Genomic DNA, 15,619 nt, shown 5'->3' with positions numbered 1-15,619 from the left:
CCTTTGGGGGGCGCTGTCCAGCCGAACGTAAAGAAGGGCCCGGGGGATGTCACACCCCCAGGGCCCTTCTTACGGCTTACAAGGCGTCGTGGGCTCAGCCCTCGGTCTTCTCCTCGTCGGAGGCGTCCGCGGTGCCCTCGGCGGCCTCGACCGTCTCCGTGGCCTGCTCGACCTCGTCCTCGTCGTCGAGGTCGATGAGCTCGCCGTTGGTGTCCTTGACCGTGGCCTTCTCGACCACGACGGCCAGGGCCTTGCCGCGGGCGACCTCGCCGACCAGGAGCGGAACCTGGCCGCCCTCGACGACCGCCTGGGCGAACTGGTCGGGGGACATGCCGGAGGAGGCGGCGCGGCGCATGAGGTGCTCGGTGAGCTCCTCCTGGTTGACGTTCAGCTTCTCCTGCTTGACGAGCTCGTCGAGGACGAACTGCGTCTTGATGCCCTTGACCGCGGCTTCCTTGGTCTCGGCGTCGAACTCCTCGACCGTCTTGCCCTGGATCTCGAGGTACTTCTCGAGGTCGAGACCCATCTGGCCGAGCTGGTGGTGCTCCAGGTTGTGCTTGCGGGTGTTGATCTCGTCCTCGAGCAGCTTCTCGGGGACGGGCACCTCGACGAGCTCCAGCAGCTTCTCCAGGACGCGCTCCTGGGCCTGCGTGGCCTGGTCGTACTGCTTCATGTTCTCGAGGCGCTTGCGGCTGTCGGCCTTCAGCTCGTCGAGGGTGTCGAACTCGGAGGCGAGCTGCGCGAACTCGTCGTCCAGCTCGGGCAGTTCGCGCGCGGCGACCTGCGTGACCTTGACGGTGACCTCGGCCGCCTTGCCGGCCGCCGAGCCGCCCTTGAGCTCGGAGGTGAAGGTGGCCTCGCCACCGGCCTCAAGGCCCTTCACGGCGTCGTCGATGCCGTCCAGCAGCTCGCCGGAGCCGATCGTGTAGGAGACGCCCTCGGCGACGCCGTCCTCCAGGACCTCGCCGTCGACCTTGGCCTGGAGGTCGATCGTGACGACGTCGCCGTCCTCGGCGGCACGCTCGACCGGGGAGGTGGAGGCGAAGCGCTCGCGGAGCTGCTCGACCGACTTCTCGATGTCCTCGTCGGTCACCTCGACGGCGTCGACCTCGACCTCGATGCCGGAGTAGTCCGGGATCTCGATGGTCGGGCGGACGTCGACCTCGGCGGTGAAGTTCAGCGTCTCGCCGTCCTTCAGCTCGGTGATGTCGACCTCGGGCTGGCCCAGGACGTCGATCTCCGCCTCGTTGACCGCCTCGGTGTAGAACTTCGGCAGCGCGTCGTTGACGGCCTCCTCCAGCACGGCGCCGCGGCCGAACCGCTGGTCGATGACGCGGGCCGGGATCTTGCCCTTGCGGAAGCCCTTCACCGTGACCTGCTGGTTGATCTTCTTGTACGCCGCGTCGAGGCTGTCCTTGAGCTCCTCGAAGGGCACCTCGATGCTGAGCCGAACCCGAGTCGGGTTCAGGGTCTCCACGGCGCTCTTCACGGTTCGGTCTCCTTGGGGGCTGACTTCTTGGGTTCTGCCGGGGCCAGACTGGTCCGGCGGATTTCGTCGCCCGAAGGACGTCCAGAGGATCTCCTGTGGATGTCCGGGGATGTCCAGAGGTTCCTGTGGATGAGACACACGGGCGCGCAGCTTGCATAGTAACCGCAGCCGCTCAACGCCCCAAAGGCGATCAAGCGGGGCGACCGCGCGGATGACCGGTGAGGGCCGGTCGGTGGTCGGGGTGGCGGGATTTGAACCCACGGCCTTCCGCTCCCAAAGCGGACGCGCTACCAAGCTGCGCCACACCCCGTGCTGGTGCGACACGTAGGGTACATGCCCGCAGACAGCGCGGCCCCCGCATTTACGGGGTGTGCGATGAGGGGGCCCGACCCGCTACGATGCCTTCTGTGCCGCGGTCACCTGACCTGCGGCGCGTCCTGTGCGGGCGTAGCTCAATGGTAGAGCCCTAGTCTTCCAAACTAGCTACGCGGGTTCGATTCCCGTCGCCCGCTCTGTACGACTCAGGGCCAGGTCAGAGGATGTTTCCTCGACCTGGCCCTGATCGTTTTCGGAGGCTCCGATCAGTCCGCCGTGTCCCCCTCGTGCCCCTTGGGCCTTCGATCTTGCTTCTTCTTGGCCTTGCGAGCCTTCTTGCGTGCTTTGTCGACGAGGCCGCTCAGAGCGTCGGCGATCAGCCGGTCACGGTCGGCGCTGGCGTGCTGGTAGATCAGCGCGGCGCGGGCGGTGCTGTGGCCCATGCGCGACAACAAAGAGGCCCTGGTTCTGCTCGGTGCCCTGGAGACCAGGGTCAGTCGTCGAGTAGCTCCTGAGTCGTACGGGCGATAGCCCGGACACCCTGATCGGCGTGTCCGGGCCGGTGTGACCTCAGCAGATGGACATGGTGTTGAAGTCGAGCGTCGCCTCGTTCGGGAATTTCCAGATGGTGCTGGGGTGGGCAGGGGCGCGGTATGTACCCACCTTGGGCCCCGTGAAACGGACTTCGGCTCCGCCCGTCTGGTTGTTGATCACGGTGAGCGCGTCGATGAAGTTCGAGAGCGACCGCGTACCGCACTTGAACAGGTGGAAGATGCTCTGTTTGCCGTCACCCTGACCGACCGATACACAGGCGATCCCTGATGCCCGGGCGCAATCCTTGAGCGCCTGCTCAGCAGCGTCACCACCTTGTATGTCCCGCTTCACCCACTCGCCTGAGTGCAGGGGGGAGATCCCCGGCGTCCACGCGGTGGCGGCGGCCTGGGCCGGTGCCTGCGCGGCCAGCGGAAGAAGGAACGCGGCGATCAGCGTCGCGACCGTCGCAGCCGCTCGTTTTCTCAGTCCCATGGGGTCTCCTCTGTGGTCGTAACCGACGACTCGAACCGTAGACCGCACCAGAGACGTCGTGACCCTGACAGCTATCAGGGTGGGGGCGCTCGGGGTGCGTCCGAGGCAGGGGCTGCGGAGCCCCCTTCTCGAGCCCCGGCGGCATGCTGTGGGGGCGTACGACAGTGGAGTCGACCGACACCAGCCAGTCGATGTCGCCGGCCGCATCCGCCTGGGACTGGGCTGCCTGGCGCATCTGCTCGAACGTGCCGTCCAGGGCCCAACGGCGAAAGCGGGTGTGCAGCGTCTGCCACGGGCCGTACCGCTCGGGCACATCGCGCCAGGCCGTGCCCATGCGGAACTTCCACACGATCCCGTTGAGCACCCTTCGGTCATCCAACCGCTTGCGGCCCCGCAATGACTCGGGCAGCAGCGGCCGGACGAATTCCCACTCCGCATCGGCCAGTTCATGGCGACGTATCACCAGACCGTGATCGACCATGCAAGACCAATTGAAGACACGCCCTATTCGCCCTATGCCCGCCGGCGTCGCACTCGGCGCCCGCGTCTTGGCAGGGCGGGAGAAGGCTATGCGTGCCCCCTACGTGCCCGATCGAGCAGCAACGAGCGGGGACCCACGGGGAACGTCGGCCAACGCCTCGGGAACACCGAGGTCAGCGTCTCGCCAGCTGAGCGCCGATCCGCATACGCGATCTTCCAAACCAGCTACGCGGGTTCGATTCCCGGCGCCCGCTCCATACGGCTCAGGGCCAGGTCAGAGGATGATTCCTCCGCCTGGCCCTGATCGTTTCCGGGGGTCCGGTCAGTCGCCGCGCAGGGTGCGGATGTCCACCGTGTAGACGGAGCGGGTGCCGTACGGGACGTAGAGGGCGTCGCCGACGAGGGTCGGGGGAGCTCCTACGTCGGAGAAGTCGGCGGTGCCGCCGTCGTCGCGTCCCTGGAGCGTGGCCTCCACGGTGCCGGTGCGCAGGTTCAGGGCCGCCAGGCGGCCGCTCGGGGATGCCACGTAGAGGTGGGACGCGGTGGCGATCGGGCGGCCCGGCGACTCCACGGTGGAGTTGCTCTCCCAGAGCTGGCGCCCGCTGCCCGGGTCGACCGCACGGACGCCGCCGCTGTGCGACGTGACGTAGAGCCGGTCGCCCAGGAGGGTGGGGGTGGTGCCCTCGGGCTGGGGCTGCGACAGCCGTACGGTCGTCATGACGTGCGAGGCGGCATGGATCAGGGTCAGTGTGCGGCGGACGCCGGTCGTGTTCAGCACCACCAGGCGCCCGTCGGCCTGTCCGACGATGTCCTGCTCTCCCTTGACGCGCACGGTCCAGCGGGGACGGCCGGTGGCCGGGTCGAGTTGCGCGACGCTCGTGCTGCTGGCATGGCCCTCCTCGCCCCACCTCTGGCACACCAGGTACGCGTTCCGGGCGGCGGTGCGGAGCAGGCACGTCTGCGTGTCGGTGTCGGGCATCGGACGCTTCCAGCGGACCTTGCCGTCGGCGGGGTCGAGCAGGGTGTACTGCTGCCCCTGGGCGCCCTGGACGGTGATGACGCCCTCCGGGACGGCGGTGGAGAAGCCCTCTTCGGCGTTGGGCTCCGAGGCCCCGTCGCCTTCGCCGGTGACCGTCTTCCAGATCACCTTGCCGGTCTCGGCGTCGAGCGCCTGGACGGTGTAGCGGTAGGAGCTGCCCCCGTCCTCGCCGACGGGCCGGTCGTCGGCGCCGTAGACGTACACGCGGCCGCTGCGCGCGGCGATGATCGTGCCCGAGTTGCTGCTGCCGTTGTCGTCGGCGGTCTCGTCGATCGGCCGGGCCCAGGTGTTGCGGCCGTCGGCGAGGGCGAAGCGGGTCGCCATGACGTCGTCGCCCGCACAGACGAGGGAGCGGCCGGTGGCCGCGCAGCGGTTGAACGGACCGTCGGCGCCTATCGGGTCCTTGTCGACGCTCGGGTCCTTCGACTTGTTGTGCCAGGCCTGCCAGCCGAGGGGCAGATCGCCCGGGTCGGTGTCGTCGCCGGTGAGGGCGACCGTCGTGGTGGCGAGGGCCGCGAGGACTACCGCACCGGCCGCGGAGGCCAGCCAGAGGCGTCTGCGGCGGGGGCGGGGGCGACCGGGGTCCACCTCGGCCGGGTCCACCACGGCCGGGGGCTCCTCCGCGGGGCGCGGGTCGGGCAGGGCGCCGTCGCGCAGCAGGGTCAGCAAGGCGTCCGGCGAGGGGCGGGACTTGGGGCGCTTTTCCAGACAGAGCCGGATGAAGGTGAGCAACTCGGACGGAGTGCCGTCGAGTTCGGGGGTGCCCTCCACGACCCGGATGGCCGTCTCGTACGGGCTCGGGCTGTCGAAGGGGCCGCGTCCGGTGGCGGCGTACGCGAGGACCGAGCCGAGGGAGAAGACGTCGGCGGCCGGGCCCACGTCCTGCGGGGAGGAGAACTGTTCCGGGGACATGTAGGGCGGTGTGCCCATCACGCGCCCGGTCTGGGTGAGGACGTCGGAGGGCGCGAACTCGGCGGCGCGGGAGATGCCGAAGTCGATGACGCGGGGGCCGTCCTCGGCGAGCATCACATTGGCCGGTTTCAGGTCCCGGTGGACCATGCCGGCGCGGTGGATGTCCCGCAGGGCCTCGGCGAGGCCGGCGGCGAGTTCGCGCAACTGCGGCAGGGGCAGGGGGCCGTGGCGGCGGATGTGGGTGCCGAGGTCCGCGCCGGGGATGTAGAGCGTGGCCATCCAGGGGCGCGGCGCGTCGGCGTCCGCGTCCACGACGGGGGCGGTGAAGGCGCCGCTGACCTGGCGGGCGGCGGCCACCTCGCGGCGGAACCGGGTGCGGAACTCGTCGTCGTCGGCGTACTGCGCGTGCACGACCTTGAGGGCCAGGCGGCGGCCGGAGGCCGAACGGGCGAGGTAGACCACGCCCATGCCACCGGAGCCGAGGCGGTCCTCGATCCGGTAGCCGCCCACCTCCGCCGGGTCCGTCTCGCGCAGCGCCATCCGTACGTTCCCCCGTTCCGGACCGTTCGACGATCACGAACGAGGGTATCCGTACCCTTCCGGGCCACCCCACGGACCCCGGGACACCCCGGAACAGCCCCGGAACAGCCCCTAGAACTGGATGGAGTTGATGGTCTCGGCTATCGAGTTGAGGAATCTCTGGATGTCGTCGGCCATGCCCGTCGAGGCGAGGAAGAAGCCGAACAGCACGGCGACGACGGCGGGACCAGCCTTCAGGGATCCGCCACGGATCAGCACCACCAAGACGATCGCCAACAGCAACACCACTGACAGCGAAATGGCCACAACAGATCACACCCTCGGTCGGTCCGCTCTCCCGGCCCGGGGACGCGACCCCGCGCACCCCCGCCAGAACCATCGTGCCACCAACCGGGCCCCGCTATGCGGCACGTGACGTTTCGTTCGCCACACCTGTGCGGGATGTGTGCGGGCCCACGGGGCGCGACAACCTCTCACATTGCACCCGTACAGGATTTCGGGTGGACACCCGCGAAGGGAATTCGGCGGGTTCGTTTCCATCGGCACACAACATGTTCGCGGGTATTTCGAATTACGCGTGAGTTGATCATTCCATCGGAGTCATCTCCTGAGCATATGCACCCCTTAGTCCGGATGAATCCGGACAATACGGGTGTCCAATAGGTGTCCTGCCAGTGCATGTTCGCTGTACACACGGGGTCGAGCGCAATAACCGGTAATGATCTCGCGGGTTTTACGAAATCCCACAGGCAACGCTAGGGTGCCTCAGATGTTCCATGCTGCCTCGTCCCCCGCATGCGCAGCGAGGGCCTCGATCGACTCCCCCGGCTTTCGGCGGGAGGGTCTGTGAACAACTCGCTGCGACCGCACGGCCACAACAGAGCGCCACTCCCCCCGGCAGAGTCGTCGGCGGACGGAGTGCCCAGTCCGCGCTCGCCGCAGAACCAGCACAGCCAGCCGGCTCAGACCGACAAGAGATCCGCGTCCGGCGGTGCCAAGCAGCGCGACGCGTTCTTCGACAACGCCAAGTACCTGGCGATCGTGCTCGTCGCCATAGGACACAGCTGGGAGCCGATCAAGGGTGACAGCCGGATCCTGGAGGCCGTGTACACCGTCGTGTACACCTTCCACATGCCGGCGTTCATCATCATCTCCGGCTTCTTCTCGCGCAGTTTCGACGCGACCCCCAACCGGCTGAAGCGCCTGATCACCGGCGTCGCGGTGCCGTACATCGTCTTCGAGTCGGCCTATCCGCTCTTCAAGCGCTGGATCGACGAGGACCCGAGCCAGGAGATCAGCCTCCTGGACCCGTGGTACCTGACCTGGTTCCTGTGCGCGCTGTTCATCTGGCGGATGACCACCCCCATCTGGAAGATGGTGCGCTGGCCGCTGCCGCTCGCGCTGGGCCTCGCCATGGCGGCGACCGTGACCCCGGAGATCGGTGACGACCTCGATCTCCAGCGGGTGTTCCAGTTCCTGCCGTACTTCGTGCTGGGCCTGTGCATGAAGCCCGAGCACTTCCACATGGTGCGTACGCGCACGGTGCGGATCCTGGCCGTGCCGGTGTTCGCGATGGCGCTGGGTTTCGGGTGGTGGGCCGTGCCGCGGATGAACACCGCGTGGTTCTACCACCGGGACGCCGCGCAGGAGCTCGGTGCGCCGTGGTGGGCCGGGCCCGTCATGGTGCTCGCGATGTTCGGCTGCTCGCTGCTGCTGACGGCCTGCTTCTTCGCGTGGGTGCCGCGGCGGCACATGTGGTTCACGGCGCTCGGGGCGGGGACGCTGTACGGCTATCTGCTGCACGGGTTCTTCGTGAAGGCCGGGGACTACCAGGGGTGGTTCGACCACGACTGGCTGCACCGGCCGCTCGGTGAGATCTTCGTCTCCGTCGTCGCGGCGGTCGGTGTGACGCTGCTGTGCACTCCTCCTGTCCAGCGGGTGTTCCGGTTCGCCATGGAGCCCAAGATGGAGTGGGCGTTCAAGCGGGACGCGGCCGAGTTGGCTCGTGCGCGTGAGAAGCGGGAGGGTGCGGGCGCTCGGGAGAAGGTCAGCGCCTGATCCTGCGCCCTTCCCCCGCACACCTACACATCAGAACATCGCGGAGAGTCAGTCTCCGGTCAGGCCGAGAAGTGCGCGCATCCGTGCGTACTTCTCGGTCAGTCGTTTGCGGGTGGGTTCGTCCAGGGCGGCCAGGCGGGCAGGGTCCGCGTTGTGTGCCAGGTCCGCCTCCTTCACGAGGAGGGCGCCCGGGGTGGTGAGGATGCGGGCGGCGTAGGTCTCGAGGGGTTCTCCCGGGCGCTTGGTGACGGCGCGCACGATCGCCTTGGTGCGGGGGCTCAGTGGGGCCTCTTCCAGCCACTGTTCGGAGAGGGCGTCGTCCTCCACCGCGTCGTGGAGCCAGGCCGCGGCGATCTGGGCCTCGTCGCCGCCGCGCTCTTGTACGCCCTCTGCTACGGCTCTGAGGTGCTCGGTGTACGGGTGGCCGGCCTTGTCGGTCTGGTGGGCGTGGGCGGTGCGGGCGATGGCCTCCACGTCGGCCAGGGACAGCGGGGTCGGGTGGTCGGTGTCGGTCACTGGTCCAGTGTGCCCTCGCCCCCGCCGCCCCTACCCGTCCCATCCTTGAAGGGGCTCCGCCCCTTCCACCCCGCCAAGGGGCTGCCGCCCCCTGGACCCCCGCTTCGGCCCGAAAGGCCTCGTCCTCAAACGCCGGACGGGCTGAAGAAGCCCGGCCCGACGCCGAAAGTGGCCGCTTCCGGCCGTGAGGCAACGCCCCTGCGGGTGGGCGGGGGTTCGGGACGGCAATGGCTCGTCCTCACGGAGCTGAAGAAGCCCGGGCCAACGCCGAAAGTCCGCCTCCGGCCGTCAGGCAACGCCCCTGGGCTGAAGAAGCCCGGCTCGACACCGAAAGTGGCTGCCTCCGGCCGTCAGGCAACGCCCCTGCCGGGTGGGCAGGGGTTCGGGACGGCGATGTCTCGTCCTCGAATGCCGGACGGGCCGAAGGTGCCTGGGTCGGCGTCGAGAGAGACCGTGGGTGGGTCGTGAGGCGATGTGCGCCGTGCGGGTCACATGTTGGACGGGCTGAGGTTGCCCGGGCCGGCCGTCGGGCCCTCTCGGCAGATGAGCAAGAGGGCTCGGTCGTCGTTGACGTCCTTGGCCACTGCCTCGATGAGGTGCCAGGCGGCACCGTGGAAGCCGCCGGCCACGTAGCGGTCGGCTTCGCCGGTGAGGCGGTCTATGCCCTCGACGATGTCGCGGTCGGAGGTCTCGACCAGGCCGTCGGTGAAGAGCATCAGTACGTCTCCGGGGCGGAGTGAGCCCTTGACGGGGTCGAACTGGGCACCGTCGTAGACGCCGAGCAGGGGGCCCTCGGCCGCCTTCTCCTCCCAGCGGCCGCTGCCCGCGCTCAGCTGGAGGCCCGGGGGATGGCCCGCGGAGTAGAGCTCGTAGTCGCCCGAGTCCAGGTCCAGGACCAGGTGGATCGAGGTGGCGAAGCCCTCGTCCCAGTCCTGGCGGAGCAGGTAGCCGTTGGCCGCCGGGAGGAAGGCGTGCGGGGGCAGGCTTCCCAGGAGGCCGCCGAACGCCCCGGACAGCAGCAAGGCCCGGGAGCCCGCGTCCATGCCCTTGCCGGAGACGTCCGTGAGGACGACCTCCAGGGTGCGGCCACCGTTGGTGCGGGCCGCGACGACGAAGTCGCCCGAGAAGGACTGGCCGCCCGCCGGGCGCAGTGCCATCTCGCGATGCCAGCCGTGCGGCAGGCTGGGCAGCTTGCTCTGCACGCGGATGCGTTCGCGCAGGTCGAAGAGCATCGTGCCGCCGCGCCGCCAGGGCACGCCCACGCGGCTGCGGAACTGTGCGATGAGGAGACCGAAGAAGCCGCAGGCGGCTACGACCAGGACCACGCCCGGGGTGACACGGGACGGGCCCTCCGTGTACGGGCCCAGCTGCACCGACTCCACGATCAGCGCCGTCGCCGCCGCCGCGTACAGGCCCAGCAGGCTCGCCGGGCGCAGCAGCAGGCCGCCCGCGACGATGGGGAGGACCAGCGCGGCCGGGGAGAACCACACCGGGTTGGCCATCGTCACGGCGCAGATCAGGGGGACGGTCAGCAGGAGGCCGGCCAGTGCGATCCAGTCCGAGCCGTCGCCGCGGAAGTAGTCCACCGCGCTTCTGCGCACGCCGACGCGGGCCCGGTGCCACTGCATCTTCAACCGGGCCGTGAACGTCTCGGCCGCCGTGCGCCGCTCTCGTCCTGCTGCCATTAGTTCGGGACCCTATCCATCGGACCAGCTGCTTGGCACGGGAGGTCCCACTTGTCCCCCGTCCGAGGTTCAACTTCACAGTGAACTTCACGGAAAGCCACCTCGTAGCCGCCAACGAGAAATTCCCTCGCTCGTCCAGCAATGCCCTGGTAGGCATGGTTCATGGCGAATGACAGTGCGAGCCACCCCGGGTACGCCGAGCTGCGGGTGTTACGACGGGACGAGTGGGACAACTGGTACGACACGCTGATCCGCGGCTTCGGCGGGGTCCCGGAGGCAGCCGAGGAGCGGGAGTTGTGGAACTCCCTCACCGAGCTCGACCGTTCCCTCGGTGCCTGGGACGGGGACGCGTGCGTGGGCACGGCCGGTGCCTTCAGCTTCCGGCTGACCGTGCCCGGCGGGGCCGCCGTGCCCGCCGCCGGGGTCACCATGGTCAGCGTCGCCGCGACGCACCGCCGGCGCGGCGTCCTGACGTCGATGATGCGCCGGCAGCTCGACGACGTGCGCGCGTGGGGCTGGCCGCTCGCCGTACTGACCGCCTCCGAGCCGGAGATCTACGGCCGGTTCGGGTACGGCATCGGCACCTTCCATGCGAACTGCGAGATCGACACGGCCCGCGTCCGGCTGTCCGTGCCGCCCGGCACCGATGACGTACGTCTGCGGTACGCCGTCGCGGCCGACGTCCTCGACGTGTGCGAGGCCGTGTACGCGCGCAAGGTCCCCGGGCGGCCGGGGATGCTCGTACGGACGCCCGGCTGGGAGCGGCTCGGGCTGCTCGACCCGGAGAGCGACCGGGACGGCGCGTCACCCTTGCAGTGCGTGCTGGCGGAGCGGGACGGCGAGGTCGTGGGGTACGCGCGCTTCCGGGTCAAGCCGGAGTGGGATGCCGGCGGGCCCAAAAGCGTCGTCCATCTGCGGGACACCGAGGCCCTGGACCCGGCGGCGCAGGCCGCGTTGTGGCGGTTCCTGTTCGACATCGACCTCACGTCCACGGTGAAGGCGTACGGGCGTCCGGTGGACGAGGCCTGGCAGTACCAGGTGTCCGACATCCGGCGCTGTGCACTGCGGGTGCGGGATTCCCTGCATGTACGGCTGGTGGACCTCGGGGCCGCGCTGGAGGCGCGGACCTATCAGGCGCCGGTGGATGTGGTGCTGGAGGTCGAGGACGCCTTCTGTCCCTGGAACGCCGGGCGTTGGCGGCTGTCGGGCGACCCCAAGGGCGCGTCCTGCGAGCGTACGACCGACGCGGCCGATCTCTCCCTGTCCGTACGGGAGTTGGGGGCGGCCTATCTCGGTGGCGTGAGCCTGGAGGCGCTGGGCGCGGCCGGGCGGGTGCGGGAGCTGCGGCAGGGGGCGCTGGCGGAGGCCTCCGTGGGGTTCGCTTCGGCTGTGGCACCTTGGCTGCCGCACGGGTTCTGAGCCCGAGCCGGGGGCGGATCCGGCAACGACCTTACGGGGTCTGGCAGTTCGGGCACCAGAAGAGGTTGCGGGCGGCGAGGTCGGCGGTGCGGATCTCGCCGCCGCAGATGTGGCAGGGCAGGGTGGCCCTTCGGTAGACGTAGACCTCGCCGCCGTGGTCGTCCACCCGCGGCGGGCGGCCCATCGCCTCCGGGGTGTGCTCGGGGCGGACGGTGTCGATGCGGTTGTTGCGGACGCCCTCGTGCATGAGGTCGACCAGGTCCGTCCAGATGGCGTCCCATTGCGCGGGGGTGATGTCCCGGCCGGCGCGGTACGGGTCGATGCGGTGGCGGAAGAGGACTTCGGCGCGGTAGACGTTGCCGACGCCCGCGATGATCTTCTGGTCCATGAGCAGGGCGGCGATCGTCGTACGGCTGCGGGAGATCCGTCGGTAGGCCTGGTGGGGGTCGGCGTCGGCGCGGAGGGGGTCGGGGCCGAGGCGGTCGTGTATCGCCTGCTTCTCGGTGTCGGTGATCAGGGCGCAGGTGGTGGGGCCGCGGAGGTCCACGTATGCGGTGCTGTTCGCCAGGCGGAGGCGGACGGTTTCCGTGGGTGGGGGTGCGGGGGTGGGGCCGAAGTTGACCTTGCCGAAGAGGCCGAGGTGGATGTGGATCCAGTCGGTGTCGCGGAAGCCGAGGAAGAGGTGCTTGCCGTGGGCCTCGGTGTGCGTGAGTTCGGCGTGGTCGAGCAGGGCGGCGGCGTCGGAGAACTTGCCCTGGGGGCTGGTGACGTGGGGGGTCGTGCCGCGGAACGCTGTGGCGTAGTCGTGGGCCAGACGGTGGATGGTGTGGCCCTCGGGCACGGTGGCTCCTTGTTCGTGTGGAGTGGGGTGGGGTGGGGGCGCCAGGTTTTTTCGCCCCCGCCGCCCCTACCCGTCCCATCCCTTGAAGGGGCTCCGCCCCTTCGACCCCGCCAGGAGGCTTCGCCGCCTGGACCCCCATCGGCCTGCGGCCTCGTCCTCAAACGCCGGACGGGCTCACGGGTGCTACTGCTGGGGGTGGTGCGGGGGGATCGGGGGGAGGTCGCCCGTCGTCTCGTATGCGGCGAGCATGGTGATGCGGCGGGTGTGACGCTCGTCACCGGAGTACGGGGTGTTGAGGAACGTCTCGACGAACTTCGTCGCCTCGTCCTGCGTGTGCATGCGGGCACCGACCGCTACGACGTTCGCGTTGTTGTGCTGGCGGCCCAGGGACGCCGTCTCCTCGCTCCAGGCGAGGGCCGCGCGGACGCCCTTCACCTTGTTCGCGGCGATCTGCTCGCCGTTGCCCGAGCCGCCGATCACGATGCCAAGGGCGTCGGGGTCCGCGGCCGTCTGCTCCGCCGCGCGGAGGCAGAAGGGCGGGTAGTCGTCCTGGGCGTCGTAGATGTGGGGGCCGCAGTCGACCGGGTCGTGGCCCGCCGCCTTCAGCCAGTCGACGAGGTGGTTCTTGAGTTCGAAGCCCGCATGGTCGGAGCCGAGATACACGCGCATGGAACGAGTGTGACACGGCTGTTTCAGGGCAGCAGCGCCGGGTGTCGATCGCGTTTCATGTGACGCACGCCATGGAAGCTCAAGGAAACCTCAAGTAACAATCCCGAATCAAAGGTTCCCGAATCCGTTCTCCTCCGATTCACTGGTTCGACTCGTACGCCGCTCCGTTACGACTCGTACGAGGACCGCTCCCCACGGCTCAAAGGAAATCCGTTCCATGACTTCGCAGCCGAACCAGAAGACGGCCGAGCCGGCCGTCGGCGGCCATGGCCTCCAGGCCGGACTCAAGAACCGTCACCTCTCCATGATCGCCATCGGTGGCGTCATCGGCGCCGGACTCTTCGTCGGGTCCAGCTCCGGTATCGCCACCGCAGGACCCGGCATCCTCCTGTCGTACGCCCTCGTCGGCACGCTCGTGGTACTGGTGATGCGGATGCTCGGCGAGATGTCCGCGGCCAACCCGACGTCCGGGTCGTTCTCGGCCCACGCCGACCGCGCGCTCGGGCCCTGGGCCGGGTTCTCGATCGGCTGGCTGTACTGGTTCTTCTGGGTGGTCGTGCTGGCGGTCGAGGCGACCGCCGGTGCGGAGATCCTGGAGGGGTGGATACCGGCCGTCCCGCAGTGGGGCTGGGCGCTGATCGTGATGGTGGTGCTCACCGCCACCAACCTGGTCTCCGTCGGCTCCTACGGTGAGTTCGAGTTCTGGTTCGCCGGGATCAAGGTCGTGGCCATCGCCGCGTTCATCGTCGTCGGCGGGCTCGCCGTGTTCGGGCTGCTGCCGGGCGTCGACAGCTCGCAGGCCGGGCTGAGCAACCTCACCGACCACGGCGGCTTCCTGCCCAACGGTGCCGGGGCGATCCTCACCGGTGTGCTGCTCGTCGTCTTCTCCTTCATGGGCAGCGAGATCGCCACCCTGGCCGCCGGTGAGTCCGAGAACCCGCAGCGGGCGGTCACCAAGGCCACCAACAGCATCATCTGGCGTGTCGCCGTCTTCTACCTCGGTTCGATCTTCGTCGTGGTGGCTCTGCTGCCCTGGGACAGCAAGTCGATCGCCGACGACGGCTCGTACGTCGCCGCCCTCGACTCCCTCGGTATCCCGCACGCCGGCCAGATCATGAACTTCATCGTGCTGACCTCGGTGCTGTCCTGTCTCAACTCCGGCCTCTACACCGCCTCCCGTATGGCCTTCTCGCTCGGCCAGCGCGGGGATGCGCCGAAGTCGTTCGCGCGGACGACCGGCCAGGGTGTGCCGCGGACGGCGATCCTCGTGTCCGTGGTGTTCGGCTTCGTCGCCGTCTTCTTCAACTACAAGTTCCCGGACTCCGTCTTCCTCTTCCTCGTCAACTCCTCCGGTGCGGTCGCGCTGTTCGTGTGGCTGGTGATCTGCTTCTCGCAGCTGCGGATGCGGAAGATCATCCAGGCCGAGGCGCCGGAGAAGCTGGTCGTGAGGATGTGGCTGTACCCGTATCTGACCTGGGCGACGGCCGCGCTGATCGTGTTCGTGCTGGGCTACATGCTGACCGACACCGAGCACGACGGCCGGCGGACCGTGCTGCTGTCGCTGCTGGTGGCGGCGGTCGTGCTGATCGTGGCCTTCGCGAAGCAGAAGGCCGGTCGGGGGCATGGTCGTGCGGTGGGAGGCGGGGCGGCTGCCGTTCCGGACGCGCCGCGCGATGAGGTCAAGACCGGCTGAGCCCAAGGTTCGAGGCGGCGAGGGGCCTTCGGAACGCGTGCGCGTTTCCGAAGGCCCCTCGGTTTGCGTGCCTACAGCACCGTGAAGCTGTCTCTCACCTTCTCGTAGGTCTGCAACGCCTCTGTCTCCATGTCCGGCTGGTACCACGTGTTGATCTGGTACGACTTGCCGTCCACGGTGAAGCCCAGCAGCTGGGCGTGCCAGGGGTCGCCCTGGAGCGTGAAGGTGTACTCCCAGACGACGGCCGGGTGCCCGCGGAACGTCGTCCGTTCCAGGCGGATCTTGCGGTACTGCTGCCCTTGCTGGGCGTTCTGCTCCGACTTCTGCCAGGAGTCCATCAGGTCGTCGCGGGCCAGAGAGGACTTGGCGGCGAGTTCCTGTTCGGCGTCCGGGGAGGTGTAGTGGACCTCCGACCCGGTCTTGACGTCCCGCCGCCAGCCCTCGGGCGGCACCCACGCGAACCCGCCCGCCTCCCTGCGCGATCCCGGCGGGAGGCTTTGCGGCCTCGAGGTGCCCTCGACCGTGGTGGACGGGTCGTCGCCCGGGGAGGACACGGAGGAGGACGACGGCGACCGTGACGGTGCGGAGCCGGCGTGGTCGTCCTCGGGCGCGCCGGGGTTGATCGCCAGGACGACCGCCACGGCGGCGCCTGCGGCGACGATCCCGACGGCGCCGACTCTCCCTGTACGGCGTCGCCCGCGCCGGGGTTGTCGTCCCGCCGGGACGGCGGGGCCGGGGAGCTCGCCCGGTGGCATGACGCCGTGCGGGCGGGCACCTGCGGGCGCGGGACGCTGCTCGGTCACCGCTTCGGAGCGGGCCAGGGAGACGCCGGGGCGGTGGGGTGCGGCTGCGCCGGAGTTGCCGGTCGGAGTGGGTGAACGGACCTCCGAGCAGGCCTCCGACGTGGCTTGGGAGGCGAGTTCGGAGGGGGTGGGGG

General features: G+C 69.3%; 12 protein-coding genes, 2 tRNA genes and 2 pseudogenes. 4 read left to right on the top strand and 12 right to left on the bottom strand.

What is annotated here, in order from left to right; translation table 11 throughout:
- Positions 1 to 94 precede the first annotated feature (94 nt).
- Together tig and KUM44_RS04095 are read right to left on the bottom strand one after the other, a co-directional pair.
- Positions 95 to 1,489 (bottom strand): trigger factor, encoded by a 1,395-nt coding sequence (gene tig / locus KUM44_RS04100; protein ID WP_217206309.1) that lies wholly within the window; start codon positions 1,487 to 1,489, stop codon positions 95 to 97.
- A gap of 233 nt (positions 1,490 to 1,722) precedes the next feature.
- Positions 1,723 to 1,799 (bottom strand) — tRNA-Pro (locus tag KUM44_RS04095).
- A 131-nt stretch (positions 1,800 to 1,930) separates the two neighbouring features.
- Between KUM44_RS04095 and KUM44_RS04090 the strand changes: the two genes are divergently transcribed.
- Positions 1,931 to 2,001: transfer RNA gene (locus tag KUM44_RS04090), tRNA-Gly, on the top strand.
- Positions 2,002 to 2,070: 69 nt separating this feature from the next.
- Here KUM44_RS04090 and KUM44_RS04085 read toward each other — a convergent pair.
- The 5 genes and pseudogenes from KUM44_RS04085 to KUM44_RS04065 all read right to left on the bottom strand — a co-directional run bounded on the left by KUM44_RS04085 (position 2,071) and on the right by KUM44_RS04065 (position 6,107).
- The gene (locus tag KUM44_RS04085) at positions 2,071 to 2,247 is read right to left on the bottom strand and encodes an integrase (protein WP_217206308.1); all 177 of its coding nucleotides are present in this window, start codon (positions 2,245 to 2,247) and stop codon (positions 2,071 to 2,073) included.
- Between the two features lie 127 nt (positions 2,248 to 2,374).
- Complete coding sequence (locus tag KUM44_RS04080) at positions 2,375 to 2,830, bottom strand: hypothetical protein (protein WP_254389019.1); 456 nt, start codon at positions 2,828 to 2,830, stop codon at positions 2,375 to 2,377.
- Positions 2,831 to 3,074: 244 nt separating this feature from the next.
- A pseudogene (locus KUM44_RS47475) lies at positions 3,075 to 3,311 on the bottom strand (transposase); the annotation flags it as partial.
- A 321-nt stretch (positions 3,312 to 3,632) separates the two neighbouring features.
- Entirely contained in the window at positions 3,633 to 5,801 is a 2,169-nt protein-coding gene (locus tag KUM44_RS04070; RefSeq protein ID WP_217206305.1) for a PQQ-binding-like beta-propeller repeat protein, read from the bottom strand.
- Positions 5,802 to 5,912: 111 nt separating this feature from the next.
- Positions 5,913 to 6,107, bottom strand: a complete 195-nt coding sequence (locus tag KUM44_RS04065; protein ID WP_004001285.1) for a hypothetical protein — start codon at positions 6,105 to 6,107, stop codon at positions 5,913 to 5,915.
- A gap of 612 nt (positions 6,108 to 6,719) precedes the next feature.
- On the opposite strand from KUM44_RS04065, the gene KUM44_RS04060 reads away from it, so the two are divergent.
- On the top strand, positions 6,720 to 7,859 hold the full coding sequence (locus KUM44_RS04060; protein WP_374202008.1) for an acyltransferase family protein: 1,140 nt from the start codon (positions 6,720 to 6,722) through the stop codon (positions 7,857 to 7,859).
- Between the two features lie 48 nt (positions 7,860 to 7,907).
- Here KUM44_RS04060 and KUM44_RS04055 read toward each other — a convergent pair whose 3' ends face one another.
- Positions 7,908 to 8,375 carry an HD domain-containing protein gene (locus KUM44_RS04055; RefSeq protein WP_217206303.1) on the bottom strand — a complete coding sequence of 156 codons (468 nt, stop codon included), beginning with the start codon at positions 8,373 to 8,375 and terminating at the stop codon, positions 7,908 to 7,910.
- Positions 8,376 to 8,863: 488 nt separating this feature from the next.
- Complete coding sequence (locus KUM44_RS04050; RefSeq protein WP_217206301.1) at positions 8,864 to 10,060, bottom strand: PP2C family protein-serine/threonine phosphatase; 1,197 nt, start codon at positions 10,058 to 10,060, stop codon at positions 8,864 to 8,866.
- 162 nt (positions 10,061 to 10,222) lie between these two features.
- Here KUM44_RS04050 and KUM44_RS04045 point away from each other — a divergent pair, with 162 nt between their 5' ends.
- A complete protein-coding gene (locus tag KUM44_RS04045) occupies positions 10,223 to 11,479 on the top strand; it encodes a GNAT family N-acetyltransferase (RefSeq protein WP_217206299.1) in 1,257 nt (418 codons plus the stop codon).
- Between the two features lie 31 nt (positions 11,480 to 11,510).
- Here the strand turns inward: KUM44_RS04045 and KUM44_RS04040 are convergent, their stop codons facing one another.
- Both KUM44_RS04040 and KUM44_RS04035 read right to left on the bottom strand, forming a co-directional pair.
- Positions 11,511 to 12,320, bottom strand: a complete 810-nt coding sequence (locus KUM44_RS04040) for an Fpg/Nei family DNA glycosylase (RefSeq protein WP_217206298.1) — start codon at positions 12,318 to 12,320, stop codon at positions 11,511 to 11,513.
- A 183-nt stretch (positions 12,321 to 12,503) separates the two neighbouring features.
- Complete coding sequence (locus KUM44_RS04035) at positions 12,504 to 12,989, bottom strand: ribose-5-phosphate isomerase (protein WP_217206297.1); 486 nt, start codon at positions 12,987 to 12,989, stop codon at positions 12,504 to 12,506.
- A 217-nt stretch (positions 12,990 to 13,206) separates the two neighbouring features.
- Between KUM44_RS04035 and KUM44_RS04030 the strand changes: the two genes are divergently transcribed.
- Positions 13,207 to 14,682 carry an amino acid permease gene (locus tag KUM44_RS04030; RefSeq protein WP_217206296.1) on the top strand — a complete coding sequence of 492 codons (1,476 nt, stop codon included), beginning with the start codon at positions 13,207 to 13,209 and terminating at the stop codon, positions 14,680 to 14,682.
- Positions 14,683 to 14,753: 71 nt separating this feature from the next.
- On the opposite strand, the pseudogene KUM44_RS04025 reads toward KUM44_RS04030, so the two are convergent.
- A pseudogene (locus KUM44_RS04025) lies at positions 14,754 to 15,619 on the bottom strand (serine/threonine protein kinase); the annotation flags it as partial.

The sequence above is a fragment of the Streptomyces sp. AC550_RSS872 genome, from assembly GCF_019049285.1.
GTDB lineage: Bacteria > Actinomycetota > Actinomycetes > Streptomycetales > Streptomycetaceae > Streptomyces.
This window is presented reverse-complemented; position numbering and strand designations above follow the sequence as displayed.

What these genes read in the sequence shown, in the direction of transcription:
- KUM44_RS04030 (WP_217206296.1), top strand. Translation starts at nt 13,207, where the DNA reads ATGACTTCGCAGCCGAACCAGAAGACGGCCGAGCCGGCCGTCGGCGGC.
- KUM44_RS04070 (WP_217206305.1), bottom strand. Translation starts at nt 5,801, where the DNA reads ATGGCGCTGCGCGAGACGGACCCGGCGGAGGTGGGCGGCTACCGGATC.
- KUM44_RS04080 (WP_254389019.1), bottom strand. Translation starts at nt 2,830, where the DNA reads ATGGGACTGAGAAAACGAGCGGCTGCGACGGTCGCGACGCTGATCGCC.
- KUM44_RS04050 (WP_217206301.1), bottom strand. Translation starts at nt 10,060, where the DNA reads ATGGCAGCAGGACGAGAGCGGCGCACGGCGGCCGAGACGTTCACGGCC.
- KUM44_RS04045 (WP_217206299.1), top strand. Translation starts at nt 10,223, where the DNA reads ATGGCGAATGACAGTGCGAGCCACCCCGGGTACGCCGAGCTGCGGGTG.
- KUM44_RS04035 (WP_217206297.1), bottom strand. Translation starts at nt 12,989, where the DNA reads ATGCGCGTGTATCTCGGCTCCGACCATGCGGGCTTCGAACTCAAGAAC.
- KUM44_RS04085 (WP_217206308.1), bottom strand. Translation starts at nt 2,247, where the DNA reads ATGGGCCACAGCACCGCCCGCGCCGCGCTGATCTACCAGCACGCCAGC.